The organism is Brevibacterium sp. (assembly GCF_052105255.1).
In the GTDB taxonomy this organism is placed as follows: domain Bacteria; phylum Actinomycetota; class Actinomycetes; order Actinomycetales; family Brevibacteriaceae; genus Brevibacterium; species Brevibacterium linens_B.
Genome location: NZ_JBQDYQ010000010.1, coordinates 1 through 21,589, shown reverse-complemented (window position 1 = coordinate 21,589; position 21,589 = coordinate 1). Strand labels below are relative to the sequence as shown.

19 protein-coding genes, 1 tRNA gene and 1 pseudogene are annotated in these 21,589 nt (G+C 65.7%); 6 read left to right on the top strand and 15 right to left on the bottom strand.

What is annotated here, in order from left to right:
• Window positions 1-75: 75 nt before the first annotated feature.
• Window positions 76-825 (bottom strand): TSUP family transporter, encoded by a 750-nt coding sequence (locus tag ACTIIH_RS04945; RefSeq protein ID WP_441450860.1) that lies wholly within the window; start codon window positions 823-825, stop codon window positions 76-78.
• 76 nt (window positions 826-901) lie between these two features.
• Here ACTIIH_RS04945 and ACTIIH_RS04940 point away from each other — a divergent pair, with 76 nt between their 5' ends.
• Entirely contained in the window at window positions 902-1,669 is a 768-nt protein-coding gene (locus tag ACTIIH_RS04940) for a DUF1707 SHOCT-like domain-containing protein (protein ID WP_441450858.1), read from the top strand.
• Window positions 1,670-1,736: 67 nt separating this feature from the next.
• On the opposite strand, the gene ACTIIH_RS04935 is transcribed toward ACTIIH_RS04940, so the two are convergent.
• The 6 genes from ACTIIH_RS04935 to ACTIIH_RS04910 all read right to left on the bottom strand — a co-directional run bounded on the left by ACTIIH_RS04935 (window position 1,737) and on the right by ACTIIH_RS04910 (window position 7,771).
• Window positions 1,737-2,114: a hypothetical protein gene (locus ACTIIH_RS04935; protein ID WP_441092266.1), complete on the bottom strand. Its 378-nt coding sequence runs from the start codon at window positions 2,112-2,114 to the stop codon at window positions 1,737-1,739.
• Window positions 2,115-2,316: 202 nt separating this feature from the next.
• Entirely contained in the window at window positions 2,317-3,960 is a 1,644-nt protein-coding gene (gene groL / locus ACTIIH_RS04930) for a chaperonin GroEL (protein WP_169253208.1), read from the bottom strand.
• A gap of 563 nt (window positions 3,961-4,523) precedes the next feature.
• The gene (locus ACTIIH_RS04925) at window positions 4,524-4,727 is read right to left on the bottom strand and encodes a cold-shock protein (RefSeq protein ID WP_025780447.1); all 204 of its coding nucleotides are present in this window, start codon (window positions 4,725-4,727) and stop codon (window positions 4,524-4,526) included.
• Between the two features lie 447 nt (window positions 4,728-5,174).
• Window positions 5,175-5,738 carry a LytR C-terminal domain-containing protein gene (locus tag ACTIIH_RS04920; protein WP_441450855.1) on the bottom strand — a complete coding sequence of 188 codons (564 nt, stop codon included), beginning with the start codon at window positions 5,736-5,738 and terminating at the stop codon, window positions 5,175-5,177.
• A gap of 2 nt (window positions 5,739-5,740) precedes the next feature.
• Window positions 5,741-6,007: a DUF3263 domain-containing protein gene (locus ACTIIH_RS04915; protein WP_025780444.1), complete on the bottom strand. Its 267-nt coding sequence runs from the start codon at window positions 6,005-6,007 to the stop codon at window positions 5,741-5,743.
• Window positions 6,008-6,304: 297 nt separating this feature from the next.
• A complete protein-coding gene (locus ACTIIH_RS04910) occupies window positions 6,305-7,771 on the bottom strand; it encodes an aldehyde dehydrogenase family protein (RefSeq protein ID WP_441450852.1) in 1,467 nt (488 codons plus the stop codon).
• A gap of 259 nt (window positions 7,772-8,030) precedes the next feature.
• On the opposite strand from ACTIIH_RS04910, the gene ACTIIH_RS04905 reads away from it, so the two are divergent.
• Complete coding sequence (locus tag ACTIIH_RS04905; protein ID WP_441450850.1) at window positions 8,031-8,732, top strand: uracil-DNA glycosylase; 702 nt, start codon at window positions 8,031-8,033, stop codon at window positions 8,730-8,732.
• A gap of 69 nt (window positions 8,733-8,801) precedes the next feature.
• On the opposite strand, the gene ACTIIH_RS04900 is transcribed toward ACTIIH_RS04905, so the two are convergent.
• Together ACTIIH_RS04900 and ACTIIH_RS04895 are read right to left on the bottom strand one after the other, a co-directional pair.
• Window positions 8,802-10,679 (bottom strand): threonine/serine ThrE exporter family protein, encoded by a 1,878-nt coding sequence (locus ACTIIH_RS04900; RefSeq protein WP_441450848.1) that lies wholly within the window; start codon window positions 10,677-10,679, stop codon window positions 8,802-8,804.
• Window positions 10,676-11,956, bottom strand: coding sequence for an amidohydrolase (locus tag ACTIIH_RS04895; protein WP_441450846.1), 1,281 nt, complete (start codon window positions 11,954-11,956; stop codon window positions 10,676-10,678). Before ACTIIH_RS04895 ends, ACTIIH_RS04900 begins: the two co-directional genes overlap by 4 nt.
• Before the next feature lie 281 nt (window positions 11,957-12,237).
• Between ACTIIH_RS04895 and ACTIIH_RS04890 the strand changes: the two genes are divergently transcribed.
• Together ACTIIH_RS04890 and ACTIIH_RS04885 are read left to right on the top strand one after the other, a co-directional pair.
• A complete protein-coding gene (locus ACTIIH_RS04890; RefSeq protein WP_441450844.1) occupies window positions 12,238-13,200 on the top strand; it encodes an SGNH/GDSL hydrolase family protein in 963 nt (320 codons plus the stop codon).
• Entirely contained in the window at window positions 13,197-13,961 is a 765-nt protein-coding gene (locus ACTIIH_RS04885) for an alpha/beta hydrolase (RefSeq protein ID WP_441450842.1), read from the top strand. The genes ACTIIH_RS04890 and ACTIIH_RS04885 overlap by 4 nt, the downstream gene beginning before the upstream one ends.
• 10 nt (window positions 13,962-13,971) lie before the next feature.
• Here ACTIIH_RS04885 and ACTIIH_RS04880 read toward each other — a convergent pair whose 3' ends face one another.
• Genes ACTIIH_RS04880 through ACTIIH_RS04870 form a run of 3 tightly spaced genes read right to left on the bottom strand, consistent with a single transcriptional unit; the run spans window position 13,972 to window position 16,357 of the window.
• On the bottom strand, window positions 13,972-14,892 hold the full coding sequence (locus ACTIIH_RS04880; RefSeq protein ID WP_441450840.1) for a tryptophan 2,3-dioxygenase: 921 nt from the start codon (window positions 14,890-14,892) through the stop codon (window positions 13,972-13,974).
• Window positions 14,893-14,909: 17 nt separating this feature from the next.
• Window positions 14,910-15,236: a protealysin inhibitor emfourin gene (locus ACTIIH_RS04875; RefSeq protein WP_441090166.1), complete on the bottom strand. Its 327-nt coding sequence runs from the start codon at window positions 15,234-15,236 to the stop codon at window positions 14,910-14,912.
• Complete coding sequence (locus tag ACTIIH_RS04870; RefSeq protein WP_441450837.1) at window positions 15,233-16,357, bottom strand: M4 family metallopeptidase; 1,125 nt, start codon at window positions 16,355-16,357, stop codon at window positions 15,233-15,235. Before ACTIIH_RS04870 ends, ACTIIH_RS04875 begins: the two co-directional genes overlap by 4 nt.
• 92 nt (window positions 16,358-16,449) lie before the next feature.
• Between ACTIIH_RS04870 and ACTIIH_RS04865 the strand changes: the two genes are divergently transcribed.
• Both ACTIIH_RS04865 and ACTIIH_RS04860 read left to right on the top strand, forming a co-directional pair.
• Window positions 16,450-17,799 carry an MFS transporter gene (locus ACTIIH_RS04865; RefSeq protein ID WP_441090164.1) on the top strand — a complete coding sequence of 450 codons (1,350 nt, stop codon included), beginning with the start codon at window positions 16,450-16,452 and terminating at the stop codon, window positions 17,797-17,799.
• The gene (locus ACTIIH_RS04860) at window positions 17,724-19,499 is read left to right on the top strand and encodes an ABC1 kinase family protein (protein ID WP_441450835.1); all 1,776 of its coding nucleotides are present in this window, start codon (window positions 17,724-17,726) and stop codon (window positions 19,497-19,499) included. The genes ACTIIH_RS04865 and ACTIIH_RS04860 overlap by 76 nt, the downstream gene beginning before the upstream one ends.
• 352 nt (window positions 19,500-19,851) lie before the next feature.
• Here the strand turns inward: ACTIIH_RS04860 and ACTIIH_RS04855 are convergent.
• The 3 genes and pseudogenes from ACTIIH_RS04855 to ACTIIH_RS04845 all read right to left on the bottom strand — a co-directional run.
• Window positions 19,852-19,924: transfer RNA gene (locus tag ACTIIH_RS04855), tRNA-Thr, on the bottom strand.
• Between the two features lie 196 nt (window positions 19,925-20,120).
• Entirely contained in the window at window positions 20,121-20,981 is an 861-nt protein-coding gene (locus ACTIIH_RS04850) for a DsbA family protein (protein ID WP_441090162.1), read from the bottom strand.
• Window positions 20,982-21,299: 318 nt separating this feature from the next.
• A pseudogene (locus ACTIIH_RS04845) lies at window positions 21,300-21,589 on the bottom strand (serine/threonine protein kinase); the annotation flags it as partial.

Sequence of the window (21,589 nt, the reverse complement as noted above, 5' to 3'; positions counted from 1 at the left end):
GGCGCAGTCGCAGGCGCTCAGCATCCGGTGCGCGCCTGTCATGCGACACCGTCGCTCGGCCCGTGCAAGACCGCGTCAGACCAATGCCAGGAAGCCCTTGACCAAGGCCGCGATTCCGCCGCCGAAGGCGAGGACGAGCATCCCGATCCGCGCGATGCCCACGTCGATGTGACGGGCCAGCCGATCACCGCCGACAAGGCCTGCCACGAGGACGAGACCGAGCCCGATCCAGACTCCGAACTCCAGATCCGGCCAGGCCCCTCCGTGGACGATCACCTTCATCACCACCGCCGAGGCGGTACCGACGACGAGGAAGGGCTGCAGAGTGGCCGCGAACGACCGCTGCTCCCAATTCGTCAGCACAGCGTAGGCGCTCACCGCCGGTCCCCCGGCGCCGGCTGCCGCCGACATCGCCCCGGAGAAGAGCCCGGCCGTCATCCGTGTGCCGAGGTTCGCAGGGATTGATCGGCCCAGCCTTCCCAAGGTCAGCGAGCTGATCAGGGAGGCGATGATGAGTGCGCCGATGAGGATCTGCAGCGGTGGGGTGGGCATCGATGACGAGAGAAGCGCGCCGGGGACGGTGCCGACCACCGCGCCCAAGGCAAGATGTCGGAACGGCGGCCATTCCACCTCGGCGAAGGTGCGGACGAAGACGGAGAATGAGGCGACGATTCCGCAGATGTTGACGAGGATGACGCCGCTGAACGGATCGAGGAGGAGGACGAGAAATGGACCGCTGACCAGTCCGAAGCCCATCCCGGTGACGCGCTGGGACAATGCGCCGAGGAACACGGCGAAGAGGATGAGCACGACGACGGGTTCCACACGGTCGAGTCTAGTCCAGCCCGATTCCCGGCTGATCCTCAGGCTCACTGCTGACCGCGGGGTTAGAGTATTCACCATGAACGCCAGTCCCCTCTGGTCGAGATTCAGCGCAGATCCGAGATCGTATGGGCAGGTCCTGGCCTCGGATGCCGATCGCGCGGTCGTCAGTGATGTCCTCTCTGAAGGCTATGCTCTCGGTCAGCTCGACGTGGACGAATTCGATGAACGCACCGAGGCGGCTGCGAAGATCAAGACGCTCGGTGAAGTCCCAGCGCTGATCGAGGATCTCGTCCTCGCCGATCCCACCGACGTCGAACCGGGCCGTCTCGATGATGCGGGGCGCGCGCAGGCACTGGCGCGGCTCGCGGAAGATCGGGTGCCGATCACGCCGGAGCAGATCGATGCCGCGGCACAGAAGTACTACCGAGATCGGGTGCGCCAGTCACTGCTCGGAGCCGTCGCAGGTCCGGTCGGAATCGTGCTGGCGATCTGGGCGTTCACGTCGATCGCTTCTGGTGGGTTCATCTTCTTCTGGCCGATCTTCGTCATCGTGCCCATGCTGTTCGGCGGGTTGGGCCACATCGCGCACAAGGACGAGATCATCCGCAACCGGAAGAAGGAACTCACCCGTCGAGCCCGGGCGCACCTCGGCGACGCCGAGGCCCAACGACAGCTCGACCAGGGCGAACCTCCCGAGCGAGATTATGAAGCCGATTTCGGTACGGGCCTGCAGCCGCCGCATCCGTCTCATCCGCCGTACTCTCCCGGGCAGATCCCCCGCCGCGATGAGAGGGACCGGGGCCGGGGGCAGCGCCGTCATCGCCGCGACAACCCCTGGGACTGAGCGCTGACGACTGCAGGTCGGGTCCCTTCTGAATTGGCTCAGGCTGGACGGGCCCTGATCTTCCGGCTCAGGCCTGGAAGATCCTCATCTGGCCGAACACCTGCGCCTTGTGCGTGGTGAACCACATGGTGTGCGAGAAGTGCCGCAGGTCGTCGCCGTCGGCCCGCCAGTATCCCCACGCCGCTGCGGCCTTGCCGTGGGTGATCGCCGCCTCGAGGTGGCCGACCTCGGGCGAATGAGCGGACAGTTTCAGCAGGGTCTCGACGACGGCTCCCCGGCCGGTGTGGGTCTCGACGCCGGAGGGGTGGACGATCTGGAGGACGCAGTCGTCGGCTATTTCCTCGGTCAGCGCGTCTCGGTCGCCGTTGAAGAGATTTTCTTCAAACGTTGCGACGAAGACGTTCTTCGGACTGTTTCCGCAGGCATCGGTGCCGGTGAAGGTCATACCGCCAGCGTATGCGGGCGGAGGATTCAGAACAACGGGTCGGTGGGTATCCTCGGCGATGATGGTCGCCGACTCACGACGAGCGGTCGCGTCCGCGTGAACGATCTGACCGTCGGGCCGGGACCCGGGAGTCCGCGTACGAAAATGGCCGTGCCGGCACCCCTGTGGGCACCGGCACGGCCGATCGAACGAGCGGTGGCTATCAGAAGCCCATGCCGCCCATTCCACCCATGCCGTCCATGCCGGCAGCTGCGTCTGCACCTGCGGCGGCCTTTTCGGGCTTGTCGGCGACGACCGACTCGGTGGTGAGGAACAGACCGGCGATCGAGGCGGCGTTCTGCAGGGCAGAGCGGGTCACCTTGACCGGGTCGTTGATGCCGGCAGCCAGCAGATCCTCGTACTCACCGGTTGCGGCGTTGAGACCGAATCCGGCTTCGAGGTTCGCGACCTTGTCGGCAACCACACCGGCTTCGAGGCCGGCGTTCGTGGCGATCTGCTTCAGCGGCGCTTCGATGGCAACCTTGACGATGTTGGCACCGGTGGCCTCGTCTCCGGAGAGTGCGAGGTCCGCGAAAGCGGCCTTGCCCGCCTGAATGAGCGAGACGCCGCCACCGGCGACGATTCCCTCTTCCACAGCAGCCTTGGCGTTGCGCACGGCATCTTCGATGCGGTGCTTGGTTTCCTTGAGCTCAACCTCGGTCGCAGCTCCGGCCTTGATGACTGCAACGCCGCCGGCCAGCTTGGCCAGGCGTTCCTGCAGCTTCTCGCGGTCGTAGTCGGAGTCCGAGTTCTCGATCTCGGCGCGGATCTGAGCGACCCGTCCGGCGATCTCCTCGGCGTCTCCTGCACCCTCGACGATGGTGGTCTCGTCCTTCGTGATGACGACCTTGCGGGCGGTGCCCAGCAGGTCGGTGGTCACGCTGTCGAGCTTCAGCCCGACTTCCTCGGACACGACCTGGCCACCGGTGAGGATGGCGATGTCGGCGAGCTGAGCCTTGCGACGGTCACCGAAGCCCGGAGCCTTGACGGCCACGGACTTGAAGGTGCCCTTGAGCTTGTTCAGCACCAGGACGGCCAGGGCTTCGCCCTCAACGTCTTCGGCGATGATGAACAGCGGCTTGTTGGACTGCTGAACCTTCTCGAGGACGGGCAGCAGGTCCTTCACGTTCGAGATCTTGGAGTTGACGATGAGGATGTAGGGATCCTCAAGGACAGCTTCCTGGCGATCGGTGTCGGTGACGAAGTAACCGGAGATGTAGCCCTTGTCGAAGCGCATACCCTCGGTCAGTTCGAGTTCGAGTCCGAAGGTGTTGGACTCCTCGACGGTGACGACGCCTTCCTTGCCGACCTTGTCGATGGCCTCGGCGATCAGTTCACCGATTGCGGGATCTCCGGCGGAGATGCCTGCGGTGGCGGCGATCTGTTCCTTGGTCTCGATGTCGATGGCGTTGTTCAGCAGGACATTCGTGACGGCCTCAACGGCCTTCTCGATGCCGCGCTTGAGGCTGAGCGGATCAGCACCGGCTGCCACGTTGCGCAGGCCTTCGCGGACGAGAGCCTGTGCGAGCACGGTAGCGGTGGTGGTTCCGTCGCCTGCGACGTCGTCGGTCTTCTTGGCGACTTCCTTGACGAGCTCAGCGCCGATCTTCTCGTAGGGGTCCTCGAGTTCGATCTCCTTGGCAATGGAGACGCCATCGTTGGTGATGGTCGGTGCGCCCCACTGCTTTTCGAGCACGACGTTGCGACCGCGGGGTCCAAGGGTCACCTTGACCGCGTCCGCAAGCTGGTTGAGGCCAGCTTCGAGTCCTCGACGAGCTTCTTCGTCGAATGCAATCATCTTTGCCATAGCGGCTTAGATCCTCCCTGATGGAGTGGAGTGGGAATCCAGAGCAGTCATCAACGCCCGCGACGGCAGAGAGTGCGTCCGCATGTTCCATTCCACATATGGACCACGCTCTCGAGACGACTGGTGGGAACCCATCGGTTTTCACCAGTACTAGATTTAGCACTCTCCCCATGCGAGTGCAAATATTCATTGCCCGCCAAGACGGGCCATGACGGGCGCGGGAAGGTGCGAGCCACGAGTTCTGGGCGCAGGAGGAAGGTACAGAGGTCATTTCGGCTCAGCGCGAAACGTTTGGCGCGAGTCCGATTGCCCACGATTTCGAACAGCCCAGTTTAGGGCGAGTAGCCCTGTTTTCAACATGGGCTGCTCAACTCACACTGGGCTGAATCGAAGTCCATGCGCACGGGTGCACCCGACGCGGCCCCCGGGCCCCGCAGGCACTGAAAAGCGCCGAGCAGTTGCCTGCTCGGCGCTTCCCCCGTGCGGTTGGTGCCGGTTGGCCCGAAAGCCGTTCCGACCACCCGCCGCAGCGGATCAGAAAACTGTGCTGACAGCAGCCAGTCTCAGAGGAGGGTGACGGACTCCGCCTGAGGACCCTTTTGTCCTTCTCCTACTTCGAACTGAACCTGCTGGCCCTCTTCGAGAGAGCGGTAGCCGTCCATCTGGATTGCGCTCCAGTGAACGAACACGTCCTGGTTGTCGCCTTCGAGGGTGATGAAACCATAGCCCTTTTCAGCGTTGAACCACTTGACGGTACCTTGTGCCATTACTTCTCCATACAGTGCAGTGCCATTGAAATCCCGCATCGCAACCGCGATCAGATGACCTCACCTGAGATACGGAAGCTAGTAAAACTCAACTGACCCCGCGACTTCCCTCATTGACCTCTAGAGAATTATCTCGGTGAAGCACGAATAGAACACAAGGTGCTGTGCTTGCCTAGCTGTTGCAACTCTACAGCAGGCGCGCATCCCGCCCAGAGCGGTTCAGCACTGTTATAGATTCGTTATCTAAGGGTTTCTGCCCTGTTCACAGTGGGGATCGCTAAGAACGGAAACAGACCGTTCGGTCAGGAATTCGCCGAGGCGACCGACCGTCGCATAACCCGACCGCAACCGAGGAGTCCCCGTCTCATACCCCCATCGCGGTGGCGGCCGAGGCCGAACCGATACAGCCGACGCAGCCTCATTGCCGCGCGACCGAATCGCGTCGGGTCACTCCGAGTCCCCGCTTTCGCTGGGCTCGGGTCCGCGATCGGCGATGTCCGAACAGATGACGACGGTGATATCGGCTTCGAAGTCGGACGAGGCCTCCGTTGCCGAGACTCCCAGCGACTCGGCGACGAGCTTGGCCTGCGAGGCGTTCTCTTCGCCGTTGTAGTACACGGTCGAATCCGTGAGATTCGTCGAGTAGTTGCCGACCTCGCCGAGCTTCCAGCCCTTCTCTTCGACCGCCTCGGAGAACTTCTTCGCAGCGCCGGAGACGCCGGAGCCGTTGAGGACGTCGACGGTGATCGAGTCGTCTGCGACGCTGACTTCGCTCTCGGTCGGCGAGGGTTCGGCCGATGTTGATTCGGAAGCCGGAGGATCGGCGATCTTCGATTCGGGGTTGCCCATCGAGGAGAAGATGATGTTGATGGCGGCCACGACCAGCAGGACCGCGACCAGGGCGAGGATGATGACCAGCGAGATGGCACCGATGTTCGACGACGCCGCGGATTGCTGTCGATGGGCACCGTTGCGCCGGCCGGGCTCGATCTCGTCGAATTCGTCGGTCATGTCTACCTCGAGACGCGGGCTTGGGCGCGTTCGCTCTGCCGCGTGCTGCGGATTCGGCGAAGGCGCTTGACCAGCATGGGGTCGCTGGCCAGAGCTGCAGGGTTGTCGAGAAGCGAGTTCAGTATCTGGAAGTAGCTGGTGGCGGACATGTCGAAGCGCTCACGGATCGCGTGATCCTTGGCGCCACCGTATTTCCACCACCGCCGCTCGAACTCCAAAACGGCCACCTCGAGCTCGCTCAGTTCTGAGGTGTCGTCATTCGGCGGCATAGAGGTTGTGCTCCTTCGAGAGATGTCTGTGCTTCTATATTATCGCCCGATCGACGGTACCGAAATTTCCGGCGCGCCGCCGCGGATGTGAGGTCGGTCCCCGAACGGACCACGTCAGCCCCGAGCCAACCGCATCACCCCGCCGCAGGGCACCGGATCGGTGACCATGACGACGGGGTGAAGGGAACGACTTTCGCCGAGGCGGGGCCGCCTGGGCGAACCGGGTGACCCGATCGTGAGGATCGGATCGACCCCACGTTCGACCGCGAGCGCAGGACCGCCTCGGCGAGGATCCGATCAGCGGATGCGGATGTTGACCTGCTTGATCTGGGTGAATCCTTCCAGCATCCCTTCCAGCGATGCTTCACGTCCGAAGCCGGAGGTCTTCATGCCACCGTAGGACTGACCGGCCAGCTGACCGCCGCCCTGGTTGACCTGGACCCAGCCGGATTCGATCCGGTTGGCCATGGTCAGGGCCGCGTCGACGTCCTTGGTGAAGACGAAGGCCGCGAGACCGAAGTCGGAGTCGTTGGCCATGTCGATGACCTCGTCGATGTCCTTCCACGGGATGACCGAGAGGACTGGGCCGAAGATCTCTTCGCGGCTGGTCTGCCAGTCGTTCTTCGCCTTCGAGAAGATCACCGGTGCGTGGTAGAAGCCGGGCTCGCCGACCGTCAGCGAATCGGAGCCGTCATAGGCGATCTCGACGCCGTCCATCGACTTGCCCATCTCGATGTAGTCAGCGACCTGGTCGTACTGCTTCTGGTTGATGATGCAGCCGATGTCGGTGGACTCATCGCGGGGGTCGCCGACCGTCATCTTCGACACCGCGTCGACGAGCTTGGCCAGGAAGTCGTCGTAGATGTCTTCGTGGAGGAACAGACGCGAGCCCATGGTGCACGACTGGCCCTGGCGGGCGAAGCGGGTCGAGAGCAGCACCTGCTCGAGGGTGTCGTCGTCGTTCGAGTCCGGGAAGATGATGTTCGGGGACTTGCCGCCGAGCTCCATCGACGAATGCGCAAGACGGCCGCCGGCCACCTCGGCGACGTGCCGGCCGACGCTCGTCGATCCGGTGAAAGAGACCTTGTCGACGTCCGAGTGGACGTTGAGGGCCTCACCGATGACCGAGCCCTTGCCGGTGACGACGTTGAGCACACCGGCAGGGAGGATGTCGGCGATGATCTCGGCCATCTTGAGGATGGTCAGCGGTGCATCCTCGGCGCATTTGATGACGATCGTGTTGCCCGCGGCGATCGCGGCAGGGGTCTTGAAGGCGGCGATCATCAGCGGCGAGTTCCACGGCAGGATGCCGGCGACGACACCCAGCGGCACGCGCTTGGTGTACTGGAGCTGCTTGTCTCCGGCGGGCAGGGTGTTGCCCTTGACCTCACCGGCGACGCCGCCCATGTAGCGGAACAGGTCGGCCAGGATGATCGTCTCCGGGCGAGCCTGGGTGCGGATCGCGTTGCCGGTGTCGAGAGCGGTCAGCTGGGCGAGCTCCTCTGAAGCGGCTTCGAGCGCATCGGCACAGGCCAGAAGCTTCTTCTGGCGTTCCTTGAACGGCAGGGCCGCCCACTCGGGGAAGGCCTTCCGTGCGGCTTTGACGGCGCGGTCGGCGTCGGCCTCTTTGCCGTTGGGCACCGTGGCGATGACGACGTTGCGGTCGATCGGGGTGATGACATCGGTGGTGTCGCCGTCAGCGGCGTCGACCCACTGACCGCCGATGAGCATCTTCCAGTTCTTGGCCTCTGGGAATTCCGACATTTCGGTCCTTTCGTTCAACGATGAACTCCTTAAGCCGAGCATAACGCGTGGCACTGGGCGGCAATACATCGGTTCGATAGGCGATCGCGCACACCTGATCTGCGCTCGGTGCACATGCGCGCAGCATCCGCGCCGAGGCGGCGCTGACGTCATCGTCCGCCCTCCCGGAGGCGGCGCTGTCGTCATCATCGGCCGTCCCCGAGTCGGCCCTGTCGTCCCAGCGCGACTCCTGCGGACGGGCATCGCTACACTCGTGCCCATGACGTCGACGCCTCCGCTGACCGAGATCATGTCCCCCGATTGGGCGAGCGCCCTGGCCGGAGTGGAGGAGCGGATCCACTCGATGGGCGACTTCCTCCGCGACGAGATCGCCGCCGGCCGCGCCTACCTGCCCTCCGGGGATTTCGTCTTCCGCGCCTTCGCCGAGCCGCTGTCCGAGGTCAAGGTCCTCATCGTCGGTCAGGACCCCTACCCGACGCCCGGCCACGCCATCGGCCTGTCATTCGCCGTCGACCCCGATGTCCGCCCCCTGCCGCGGTCGCTGGGCAACATCTATCAGGAGCTCGAGTCCGACCTCGGCATTCCGCCGGCCCCGCACGGGGACCTGCGTGCCTGGTCACGCCAGGGAGTCATGCTGCTCAACCGGGCCCTCACCGTCTCCCCCGGGGAACCCGCTTCCCACCGCGGCAAAGGTTGGGAGGAGATCACGGAGCGGGCGATCACCGCGCTGATCGAACGCGATCAGCCGCTCGTCGCGATCCTCTGGGGCCGCGACGCTCGGAACCTCGCTCCCCTGCTGACATCAGGAAACGCCGAGGTGGCCACCATCGAATCCGCGCATCCCTCACCGCTGTCGGCCCGGCGGGGATTCTTCGGCTCCCGACCGTTCTCGCGCACGAACGAATTGCTCGCCCAGAAGGGCATCGATCCGATCGACTGGGCACTGCCGGATCAGGCCTGAGCCCGGATCGGACCTGAGCCCGGGTCCGATCCGGAGTCAGGTCTGAACCCGGTCCGATCTGAGTCCGAATCAGATCTGAATCGGGCCGGTCTCGGTCGCGTCTGAGGCTCCCGAACCTCCGGGCTCACCCGATTGGGCCCTCACTCCTCCGGGCCCACTCGACTGCGTCTTCGCGCCTCCCGGCTGCACCGAGTCGATGACTGCGGTCGCGGGTTCGCCGCTGCGCACCTCCTTGACCTTCTCCTCGGCCGAACTCTGACTCTTGAGGTTCTTCAGCGGCAGCGCCAGATAGCTGCCGAGCACGGCACCGACTGCGAGTGCCGCATTCGCCAGGATCGCGGTGAACAGCGAGGACAGACCCACAGCGAAGGAGACGTTCTCCGACTCCGATGCGATCTGATAGACAGCGGTGAAGATCGACAAACCCTGCAGCAAGGTGTAGATGCCGGGAATCATGAGCACGATCGCCGGCGCTCCCAGTCGCAGCGCCAGAGGCCGCGACAGGAAGCCGGTGACGGTGGCCGCCAGCAGACTGGCGAGCACATTGTCGATGTCCAACAGCGTCAGCGACATCATCGTGATGTGTGAAGCGAGTCCGACCAGCGCGGCGGGAAGGATGAATCGGCGCCTGGCCGACATCGCCACGGCACCGGACATCGCCACCACGGCCGCTGCGACCATCGACAGGATCGCCGTGACCACGTGCGGGCTCGTCTTCGGCACGAGCACCTCGATATGACTGAGTCCGATGGCCTGACCGCACACGATTCCCAGGGCGGTGCCGGAGACGATGCCGGCCAGGGTCATGAACACCCCGACCACCCGTCCGGCCGCGGTCAGCGGGAAGTTCGTCAGCGCATCCTGGACCGCCGAATACAGCGACTGCGTCGGCAGCAGCAGGACGATGCCGGCGGCCACGAGGTACTGCGGTGAGGCGATGATGCCCACGTCGCCGGCGATGGTGGCGATGAGGGTCGCAGAGGCGGCCTGCAGCGCCGTGGTGAAGAACGACGGCAGGTGGGTGCGTCCGAGCAGCTTGCCGAACTGGAACACGACGATCGCCATCATGATGCCCAGGGGAATCGCGATCGGGCCTCCCCCGAGGAGCAGGACGAGGGCACCGACCATGAAGCCCCAGGCACCGGTGGTGAACCATTCGGGGAACGGTCGCCGCTGCGTGCGGATCGCGTCGAGACGGCTGCGTGCCTCATGGAATTCGAGACGCCCGTCGACGAGGTCGGTGACGAGCTTGTGCACCGAGGCGAGCTTCGCGAAATGCGTGGACTCACCGCGGTTGACCCGCATCACCGTCAGCAGACGTCCGTCCGAGGTCGAATAGTGCACGACGAGAGTGTTCGAGGTCAGATCGACCTCGACGGTGGCCAGCCCGCACGCGATGCACGCGGCGATGACGGAGACCTCGACATCGCTGGTGCCGGCACCGGCACGCATCATCATCGCCGCGATATCGGCGGCAAGGTCGAGGATCATCCGGGCTTCGTCTTCGGTCGGCTCCTGCGCCTGCACGGGCGCCTGGTACGGGGTGCCCTTGAGCGCGGTGACGATCGGCACCGGCTGCGTGTTCTCCGTTGTGCCCGAGACGAGTTTGCCGACGGTGCGCCGAGCAACTCTCTGGGCGATGCGCTGAGACGCACCGAGGTGGTCGGTGCGGGGCTTCGACCGTCCGCCGCTGCGTTCGGGCTTCGCGGCCTTCGCGGCCGCGGCCTTCGCGACGTCGTCGGGTTGGGGTTCCGGCGAGGACTCCCGCAGCTCGGCCAGACGCTGCAGGCGAGTGCGTTCGAGCAGCTCCCGCAGAGCCTGGGATCCGGCCTCCGGGTTGCCGCCGGAGACCGGCGCCGGGGACGAGCCGCGGACAGGGCCCGGTTCGGTCGGCGGATCGACCCGAACCTCGGCGGTGGTGGCGTCTTCGAGTTCTCTGTCGCTCACGGCTCGCTGATGAGTGTCGGGCCGAGCGGGTCGGCGACGTGCGCGGTTCCCGAGGCGGCGTCATAGTCGAAGACGCGACGACCGGAGACGAAGACGGTCTCGGCGCGGGAACTCAGATCGAGGGGGTCACCCGACCAGATGACGAGATCGGCATCGCGGCCCACGGCCAAGGAGCCGAGGCGGTCCTCGAGGCCGAAGATCGCGGCCGGGTTGATCGTCAGCGCTTCGATCGCGACGACCGGGTCGAGGCCTTCCTTCACCGCGAGGGAGGCTTCGTGGATGAGGAAGTTGATCGGGATGACCGGATGGTCGGTGGTCAGCGCGATGCGCACCCCCGCCTCGGCGAGGGAAGCGGCGGTGGCCAGGGTGCGGTCGCGCAGTTCGACCTTCGACCGGGAGGTCATCAGCGGTCCGAGGATGACGTCGATGCCCTTGGCGGCGATGAAGTCGGCGATCTTGTGGCCTTCGGTCCCGTGGTTGATGACGAGGCGGTACCCGAATTCCTCGGACAGCCGGATGGCGGTGGCGATGTCGTCGGCGCGGTGGCAGTGCTGGTCGAACGCGAGCTTGCCGTCGAGGACGTCGGCCAGGGTCTCCTTGACCAGGTCACGGTCGAACGGGGTGCCCTCGGCTTCCGCCTGGGCGCGTTTGGCCTGGTAGTTCTGTGCCTCGACGAATGCGTCGCGGATGATTTTGACGGTGCCCATCCTCGTCGACGGGGTGACCTTCTTCTCCCCGTACACGCGTTTCGGGTTCTCGCCGAGCGCGGATTTCACGGACAGGTCCTGAGTCACGAGCATTTCGTCGACGATGCGACCCCAGGTCTTGAGGAAGGCGGTGCGACCGCCGATGGGATTGCCGGAACCGGGTTTGATGAGCGCCGAGGTGACACCCCCGCGCAGCGCATCCTTGAATCCGAGGTCGGTGGGATCGATGCTGTCGAGCGCGCGCAGGCCCGCCCCGTTGGGATCGGTCATCTCGTTCGTATCGTCACCGGACCAGCCTTCGCCGTCCTCATGCACGCCGAGGTGGCCGTGAGCTTCGATGAAACCGGGCAGGACCCAGCGTCCGCCGGCATCGATGACCTCGGTGTCCGCTGGGAGGGAAGAGGTGTCGACGGGGCCGGGAGCCACATCGGCGATGCGGCCGTCCCTGACCGTGAGGGTGCCCGATCCGATCGCCTCGGCGCGGTTGCCGGACGCATCTGCCACCGGCACGATCCGCGCGTTCGTGATGACGAAATCTGTGGCTGCGGGGACCGGTACTGAGCGATACATTCTGCTCCTAGCGAGGGGGTCGGCGACGACGACTGTGCGGTCTCGAGTCTACGCCACTCGATGTTCGGACACGGTGACCACGGGGCCGTTCGCCGCGTTGGCGGGACGCTCCGGCAGGCCGAGTTCTCACCGTTTCCCCTCCCCAGTTGCTACCTGACGGCGGCCCAGCAACCTCGCGCGAGGTTGCTGAGCCGCCGTCAGGTAGCAATTGGGGGCGGACGGGTCCGTGTCGGGCGCGGCGTATAGTCTGGGTGCATCGCCCGAAGAGAGAAGGATCCCTGATGCTTGAGCCGATCACCTCATACGTCGCAATCGGAGACTCGTTCAGTGAGGGACTGATGGATCCCGACCCACGGGTCGAGGATCGGTACCGCGGATGGACCGACCGGCTCGCGCTCATGCTCACCGAATCGTCGGTGGGCAGCCCGAACCTGTCCTATGCCAATCTGGCCATCCGAGGGCGGCTGCTCGACGGCATCGTCGATGACCAGGTCCCGCAGGTCCTCGAGATGAAGCCGAACCTCGTGAGCCTGTGCGCCGGGGGCAACGACTGCCTGCGTCCGAAGGCCGATATCGATGCCCTGGCCGCGAAGTTCGAACGCGCCGTGATCGCCATGCGTGAAGCCGGCATCGAAGTGCTCATGTGCAACGGCTTCGATACCGAATTCAGCACCCCGCTCATCCGTGCGGTCCGTCCTCGAGTGGGAATCTACAACGCGCATCTGTGGTCGATCGCGCAGCGTCACGGCTGCCATATGGTCGATCTCTGGGGGCTGCGGTCGCTCTACGCCGCGCAGATGTGGGCCGATGACCGCATCCACCTGTCGACGGAGGGCCACCACCTCGTCGCCGAGCAGGCTCTGGCCACCCTGGAGAGCGGCCGCTCCCTGCCGGTCAAGGGCTTCGGCGTTCCCGCCCGTCCGACGCGGGCGATCCGCGAGGTGATGAGCGAGGAGTCGCGGTGGGCCCGTGAGTACCTGGCCCCATGGGTCGGTCGCCGACTGCGTGGACAGTCCTCCGGTGACACGCTCGACCCGAAGCTGCCCGAACTCACCCGCGTCCGCGACCTCGTCGAGCGCTCGCGCGAGGTCGACCGCGCACGTGGGCTCGGCGGGGCCGACGTGCCTGGCGCGGCGGACGCTGCCGGCCGGTCGGACGCGGTCGATCTGACCGACTCAGGCGGAACTCGCGCCGACGAAACCGGCATCGGTGGGGTGAACGCACCTCGGGATTCCGAAGGATGAGCGTCGAGTCCGTGCGCATTCCCGAACTCTCAGCCGCCGGGGCCGCCATGGTGCCGTCCTTCCGGCACGTCTACGGAGACTCCCCCGAGCAGTTCGTCGAGGTCTTCGGTGACCCGGCGGCCGCCTCGGCGACGGTGGTCTTCGTCCACGGCGGCTACTTCCGGCCCCGCACCGACCTGGCCCATGCCCGGCCGTTGGCTCGGGCGTTGGCGGAGGCCGGGGTGCTCGTCGCCTCCGTCGAGTATCGACGACTCGGCGGTCAGCCGCTCCTGCTCGACGATGTCACCGCGGGCATCGATTCGGTGTGCACCGGACTGACGGGCTGGGGCGTGAGCGAGAACGCGAGGCAGAATCTGATCGTCTCGGGCCACTCGGCAGGTGGCTGCCTCGTCCTCGCCTGGGCCTCGCATCTGCCCGAGGAGGGTCCGCGGATCCGTCTGCGCCCTCTGGCACCGGTGACCGATCTGCTGCGGGAGGTCGAGGCAGGCCTCGGGGATGGAGCGGTGTTGGACTATATGGGGGTGCGCCCCGAGGATGACCTGGAGGCGTATCTGCGCCACGATCCGCGTTCACGCGCGGTCTGCATCCCGGCACGCGTCGATGTGCATTCGATCCACGGGAATGCCGATGCCACCGTCGACGTCGAGTTCTCCCGCGTCTTCCCCGCCGCCCTGACCGAGCTGGCTGGGGCGAACCATGCCGATGTCATCGACCCCGATTCTCCGTTCTTCCCGCAGGTGAGGAGCCTGCTGCTCGGCTGAAGGGCGGCGTTCAGACCCCTTCGGGGCTGATGCCCGGCCCGTTCTCGATGCCGGTGCGGATTTCGAAGAGTTCGGGGAAGAACGTCAGTTCGAGCGCCTTCTGCAGGAACCCGACTCCGCTCGAGCCGCCCGTTCCGCGTTTCATGCCGATGATCCGCAGCACCGTGCGCATGTGCCGGTAGCGCCAGATCTGGAGGTTCTCCTCGAGGTCGACGAGCTCTTCGCAGCTCTCGTATTCCTGCCAGTACTTCTGCGGGTTCTCGTAGATGATGCGGAAGACATCGCACAGTTCCTCGTCGAAGGTGTGGGCGACCGACTTGTCCCGATCGAGCAGCCGCTGCGGCACCGGAAGTCCGCGCCGGGCCAGACAGGCGAGGAACTCGTCGTAGATGCTCGGTTCCTCCAAGTACTGTTCGAGAGCGGCACGTGCTTCGGGCTCTCCGTCGAAGACTGGGAGCATGGCGCGGTTCTTGTTGCCGAGCAGGAACTCCACGGCCCGGTACTGCCAGGACTGGAAGCCGGAGGCTCGGCCGAGCTGGTCGCGGAACCCGACGTATTCGCTCGGTGTCAGCGTGGCGAGCACCGACCACTGCTCGGTCAGGGTCTTCTGGATGTGTTTGACGCGGGCGATGCGTTTGAGCGCGGTCTGCAGCTCATCGTCGGCGATGAGGCGGCGGGCGTCGACGAGCTCGTGGATGACGAGCCTGAACCACAGCTCCGTGGTCTGGTGCTGGATGATGAAGAGCAGCTCGTCGTGATGTTCGGGACTGCTGACGGGGTGCTGGGCGCCCAGGAGCCGGTCGAGGTCGAGATACGACCCGTAGGTCATCGACTCCTTGAGGTCGGTGTGGACCCCGGTTTCGAGGTCTCGTTCGTTCTTCTCGGCTGTCGTCCGAGCGTCGCTGCCCGGGTCATGGTTGGTGTCGGTCATGACCTCCAGCATAGGGGTCAGCCGGGTGGCCGCCTCTGCGGTTCGGCGACTTCCCGCACCTCGTCGACCAGCTGCTTCCATTCCGGCGGCATCTGGGACTCGCCGAAGCGCACTCGCCCGAACCGGCTTTCGATGAGATAGGCGAAACGGTCGGCACCCGTGGACTGCGGCGCATCATCACTCTGCCCGCCGTCGGACCAGGGAAGATCGGCGATGCGCGGGCCGAGGTCATCGCGCCGACTGCTCGCGTCGATGTCGACTTCCCAGACGAGCGGCATCCCGCCGACCCCACCCGAGCGTTCGACGAGCAGATGGCCGAAGCCCGCGGCAGGCTTCTCGCTCACCAGCTGCTCCCCTCGTTTCCGCGCGCCGCTCCGGCGTGGGAGATGCCCACAGCCTCCCATCCGGAGACGACCGCATCGTGAACGTCGGATCCGTTACCGAACTGGTCGGCCGCCTCGGCGATGGTGAGTTCTGCGAACTCCGCGAAATCAGTGCGCTGCGTGATCTCGGACCCGGTGAGGACGGAGTACCAGACCTGTCCGACGCTCTCCCAGGCCGGACCGCCGACGGCTGCGGCGGCGAGCGCGAAGGCGCGGTTCGGGATCCCGGAATTGAGGTGGACCCCGCCGTTGTCGGAGTCGGTGGTGACGAAGTCGTCCATATGCGCCGGCTGCGGATCCGTGCCGAGGACGTCGTCGTCATAGGCCGTGCCGGGTTCGATCATCGACCTCAGAGCACGTCCGGTCACCTCGGGGGTGAAGATTCCGGCGCCGATGAGCCAGTCCGCGTCCTCGGCATTCTGTCCGGCATCGTGCTGCTGGGTCAGGGCGCCGAAGACATCGGCGCAGTGCTCGTTGAGTGCTCCCGGCTGGTCGACGTATTCGAGATCTGCGGTGTGGCTGATCACGCCGTGGGAGAGTTCGTGGCCGATGATCGACAGCGAACCGGTGAACCCCGTGAACACTTCGTCGTCGCCGTCGCCGAAGACCATGAGGCGGCCGTCGAAGAACGCATTGTCGTAGTCCGTGCCGTAGTGGACGCTGGCCATGAGCGGCATTCCCGCGTCATCGAGCGAATCGCGTCCGAACACCTCGGAGAACAGCGAATACGAAGCACCGAGCCCGTCATAGGCTTCGTTGACAGGTTCGTCGCTGACGGGCTCTTCGCCCTCGGAGCGGACGAGTTCGCCAGGCAGCACCTCGGTGTTCTGCGCATCGTGGACCAGGCGCTGCAGCCCTGCCGATCCGGGGGCGGCGAGCGCGGTTTCGTCCTTGCCGAGATCGGCCGGCGGCGTGTACCGCAGACCCGCCAGGCGCAGGTTGCGGCAGCTCTCATCGGACATCCGACATCTGGCCGCGGCGGCCGCGGCCTTCGGGAACCGCTCGGTGCCGCGCTCGGCGATCGCATCGAGGAGATAGGGCGGGACGACACTGTGAAATGGGAGAACGCTGTGAGAGACCATGACTCCAGCGTGCCACTTCCGGCGACGAACCGATAGGGAACCCGGCACATCCGTGGCGGGCGGCCCGCCGCGGCCTCAACTAAACTTGTCACGTGCTCCAACCGATCCTGTGGCCGGTGCTCGTGCCGTTCGCCCTCTTCGCCGTCGGCCTGGGTGCGATCATGCCGATCCTCGTGCTCGGCGCGCTCGCGCTGGGGGCGACGCAGGCGTTCGCCGCCGCCATCGTCGGCTTCATGGGGGCAGTGTCGCTGATGGCCACGGTGCCGGCCGGGATCCTCATCGACCGCCTCGGCGATTTCCGGGCGATGACCGTGGCCACGTTCGCCGCGATCATCGTGCTCGGCTCCATCGTCGCCGCCTTCATCTGGGATTCGCCGTACTCGCTGCTCGTCTATACGGTCGCGCTCATGGTCTTCGGCCCGGTCTCCGATGTGTGGAGTCTGGCTCGGCAGGCCGTCGTCGCCGAGGTGATGCCGCCGGCCGATCTCGCCAAGGCGATGACCGCGCTCGGCGGCACGCAGCGAGTCGGCAACCTCGTCGGGCCGATGATCGGCGCCGGTCTCATGCTCGTGTTCCCGATCTGGTCCGTGTTCGTCTTCTCCGGGCTCACCGCCGTCGCGGCGATCGCGATCATGGCCCTGCCGATCGCGCAGATACCCGGTTTCGACGACCATCCCCACCGCGCCGAGGCGGCCCCGACCTCCCGTGCCGACGATGACGATCCCTCCCCCACCGATGTTCCTCACCCCGCCGAGGCGGCCGACCCCGCCCCAGCGAACGATCCCCCACACGAAGACGACCCCCACCCTCGGCGAGGGAAGGAGAAAGACCGCCGGCCGCCGCTGGACGTGCGGTGGAAATCGGTCATCCTCACCGGCGTCACGATCATCGCGCTGGCGGCGGCCCGAGCCGCCCAGCCGGTCGTCGTTCAGCTGTGGGGCGTCGAGATCGGGCTGCACAAGTCCTCAATCTCCCTCATCATCGCCTTCGGCGCCGGACTCGAACTCATCGTCATGTTCGTCGGCGCGTACATCAAGGATCACCTCGGCCGGGTCGCGACCCTCGTCGCATGCCTGTCCATCTTCGGCACCGGGTTCGTCATCATGGTCGCCAAACCGGATCTCGCCGGGATGGTCCTCGCCACCGCGGTCATGGCCGTCGGCAACGGCCTCGGGGCAGGTGTGAATATGACGATCGGGGCGGACCTCTCCCCCGCCGTCGGCAGGCCGCGGTTCCTCGGCATCTGGGCGATCTTCAACAACGGCGGCAAACTCGGCGGACCGACGCTGCTGTCCCTCATCATCACCGTGACCACCCTGCGATTCGGGGTGCTCTTCCCGGGACTGCTCGCCCTCCTCGGCGCGGTGTGGATCCTCATCTGGGCCCGTCAGGTGGGGCTGCCCGGCCGCAGGAGGCGCCTCGACCCGCCGCGCACGGACTGACTCCGGGCGGCTCCTCACGTCTCCGCGGCCCGCAGTCGCTGTTCTTCGCGTGGAAATCCCGCCGTCGCCGCGCTCGCCGCTATGCCCAGGTCGTATCCATTGCGGTGCGGCACGGGCTCGGATCCCAGCTGCGCGGCTTCGGCGGGGATTCGCCGGGCCGGGAGGTCAAGACCGCGCGGGCACTCAAGGAATCCCTCGCCGAGGCGGGGGTGACCTTCGTCAAGCTCGGACAGATGCTCTCGACCCGGCGAGACATCCTCCCGCCGGTGTTCGTCCGTGAACTCGAGACCCTGCAGACGCAGGTGACCCCCGAACCGTGGTCGGTCATCGAGCCGACCATCGCCGAGCGGCTCGGTCGGCCGATCGGAGAGATCTTCGCGCGCATCGACTCCACGCCGCTGGCAGCTGCCTCGGTGGCGCAGGTCCATGAGGCGACTCTGCTCGACGGTACGGAGGTCATCGTCAAGGTGCAGCGGCCGAAGGCGATCAATCAGGTCGCGCAGGATCTCGATATCATCCTGCGGCTCGCGGGCTGGCTGAACAAGACCACGACGTGGGGTCGGGACCTGGGTGTGCAGTCGCTGGCCGCAGGGTTCGCGAACACGCTCGAGGAGGAGCTCGACTATCGGATCGAGCTGGACAACATGGCCAGCATCGAAGCCTCACTCACACGGTCGGGCAAGTTCGACGTCACCGTTCCGCACGGCTATCCGGGCCTCAGCGGCGAACGCCTGCTGGTGATGGACCGGCTGCCCGGTCAGCCGGTCTCGCGTGCGGGGATGCTGTTGACCGGGCTCAGCGATGCCGAACGGTCCCGGTTGGCGACCACTCTGCTGGGTGCCACGCTCGAGCAGATCATCGGTGATGGGATCTTCCACGCCGATCTGCATGCCGGCAATATCTTCATCACTCCCGAGGGGAAGCTGGGGCTGCTCGACTTCGGTGCGGTCGGACGACTCGACCCGGCCACGCAGACGTCGCTGGGCCTGATGCTCTATTCCATCGACCAGAACGACAGTGCCGTGGCCACCGACGCCCTCATCGAACTCCTCGGACGTCCCGACGGGCTCGATGATCGGGAGGTCGAGCGCGCCGTCGGCGAACTCCTGCTGCGCTACGGCGGCGGCACCCGCGCGACGCAGGGCCAGAAGCTCTTCGACGATCTGTTCAACCTCGTGCTCGCTCATCGCTTCTCCGTACCGGCGCCGATCAGCGCCGCCTTCCGAGCCATGGCCTCGGTCGAGGGTGCGCTGCTGACGATCGATCCGAACTTCGACGTCGTCGCCGTGTCCCGGAAGGAGGGCAACAGGCTCGTGCGGTCGAAGCTCAAAGGCACGAAGATCACCGATGAGCTGCAGCGCCGGGCCCTGCAGCTGATGCCGATGATCGACCGCATGCCGCGCCGGATCAACAAGATCACCGAGGATCTCGAGCAGGGCCGCTTCTCGATGAACATGCGTGTGCTCGAGAATCCGTCCGACCGCAGCTTCCTCACCAGCCTGTTCCAACAGCTCATCGTCGCTGTCCTCGCCGGTGCCGCCGTGGTGGGAGCGATCATGCTCATCACCAGTGATGAGGGTCCGCTGCTGACGAAGGACATCCACCTCTACTCGTTCTTCGGCTTCGTGCTGCTCTTCGGCGGCTTCGTGCTGAGCATGCGCTCCCTCATGCTCGTGTTCAGACGCGACGGCCAGGGCTAGCCTGCCACTCGACCATCGCCACTCCGCTGTCGCGCCCCTCATCCAAGTGCCGCCGGCTGGGAGTCACACCTCAGCCGGAGCGGGTCGCTGGTGAAGTTCCGGACGATCCGTGCGGGATTTCGTGGCCGAAGTCCGCACGGATCGACCGGAAGTCGGGAGACGGGCGGACGACGCTGGAGACGGGCAGCGAAAAGGGCGATGCCCCGTGGGAATGCGACCGCAGCGTAGATTCCGCCCGCGCCCGGGCAAGAAGAAGCCCCGCGTACCGCTGGTTCTGCCGGTTCACGTGTCATGACCGTGTCATCACGCAAAGGACCAGGGCAGACAATCAAGTGTCTGCCCTGGTCAGGTGAGCCCCCTGTCAGACTCGAACTGACGACCTTCGCTTTACAAGAGCGGTGCTCTACCAACTGAGCTAAGGAGGCGTGGTGCGCACCGAGCGTGCGCGCCTACACGATAGTAGTCCATGGCCGGGCCCGGCCACAAAACCGCCGGGGACGAAGAAGGCCGGACCCCACCTCGGTGGGGTCCGGCCTTCGATCGTGCTCTGTCGAGCCGAGCGTTGTGCTGGTCTGATTCCGGTTCCGGTCTCGGCCAGCACCCGGTCAGGAACTCAGTGACTCAGCCCTTGAACTCTCCGGTGGCCTTGAGGATCTCGGTGGCCAGGGCCTGCGGGTCGCTGGTCTTGTCGGTGTGCTCGCCATTGATGAGCACCCACGGGGTGGCTTCGACTCCGTCATCCAGAGCGGTCTGGCTCGACTGCTCGACGAACTTGTCGAAGGTCCGGTCCGTGACGCAGGATTTCACGGTCTGCTCGGGGTCGGCCTGGAGCTTCTTCGAGGTGTCGACACCGGCGTCCTCGGCGACCTTGAGCAGCTCCTCATCGGTGCGGCCCTCGGCGCCTTCCTCCGGCTGCTGAGCGAAGAGTGCGTCGAACAGATCGACGGCGACCTCGGGCTGGCTGTCGACGACGCAGGCGGCGAGGTTGGCCGAGCGGGTCGAGTACTCGTTTCCGCTGGACATACGGTCGAGGAACGACACCGGCTTGTAGTTGACGACGATCGATCCCTCGTTGGCGAGCTTGCGCAGCATGCTCGCATTGCCTTCTTCGAAGGCCTTGCAGCCGGGGCACTGGAAGTCGAGGTAGACGGTGACCGTGGCGGCCCCCTTCTTCGTTCCCTCCTCGGTTGGAGCCGGTAGATCCGATTCCTCACCCTCGGGCATCTTCAGCGGCTGCACGAGCGTGTTGTCCTTGCCCACGGTGATTCCGTCGGAGACATAGTTCGTGGGGCTGACAGCGGGCTTGCTCTGCTGGAATACGAGCACACCGACCACGGCGAGCACGGCGACGACGACCACTGCGATCCCGGTGTACAGGATCGTCTTCGCGGTCTTCTCCTTCTTCGCCTGATTCGCCGCGATCTGGCGGGCGTTCTCGCGTGCGCGGTTCCGCTTGTCGTCCGCGGAGTTGTTCTTCGCCATTGTTCCTCACGTTGGATCGTCTGACATCGGTGCGGCCTGAGGCCCGAACGGTGCGGGACGGCTTCCGCGACCCGACGGCACCACTGTACCGAAACAGGTGCTTCGCCGACTCCCAGAAACATTCAAGGTTCAACTACAATGTTCAACTACCTCGGGCTCTTCCGGCAATCGGTACGGATCGAATCGCACGATCGCACGGTCGCACAGTTGAACAGGCGTCCAGATGCCCAGGCGCACGATCGCCCGGGCCTACTCTCGCATTCCCGCACGCGCCGAACCGACCGTCCTGCACCAGACCGAACAATCAGTCCGATCGGCTCACACCGGTCCGGGCAGGTAGTCGAAGGGGTTCATCGTCAGCGGCCACCAGGACATAGCCGCCCCCGACTGGATGACCATGACGGCGAGGATGACGAGCAGCGCGATCACGGCCAAGGCGATGAGGCGGCCGAGCTGGTTGAGAGTGGCTCCCGAGACGAGCATCCGCGAGCCGAAGCGCAGACTCGAGGCTCCCGGTCCGACCCACAGCACCAACGAGCCGGCAGCGCCGGCGGCCCACACCGACCATTGTTCGGACGACCCGCTGGGCACGATCCCGGCGATGTCGA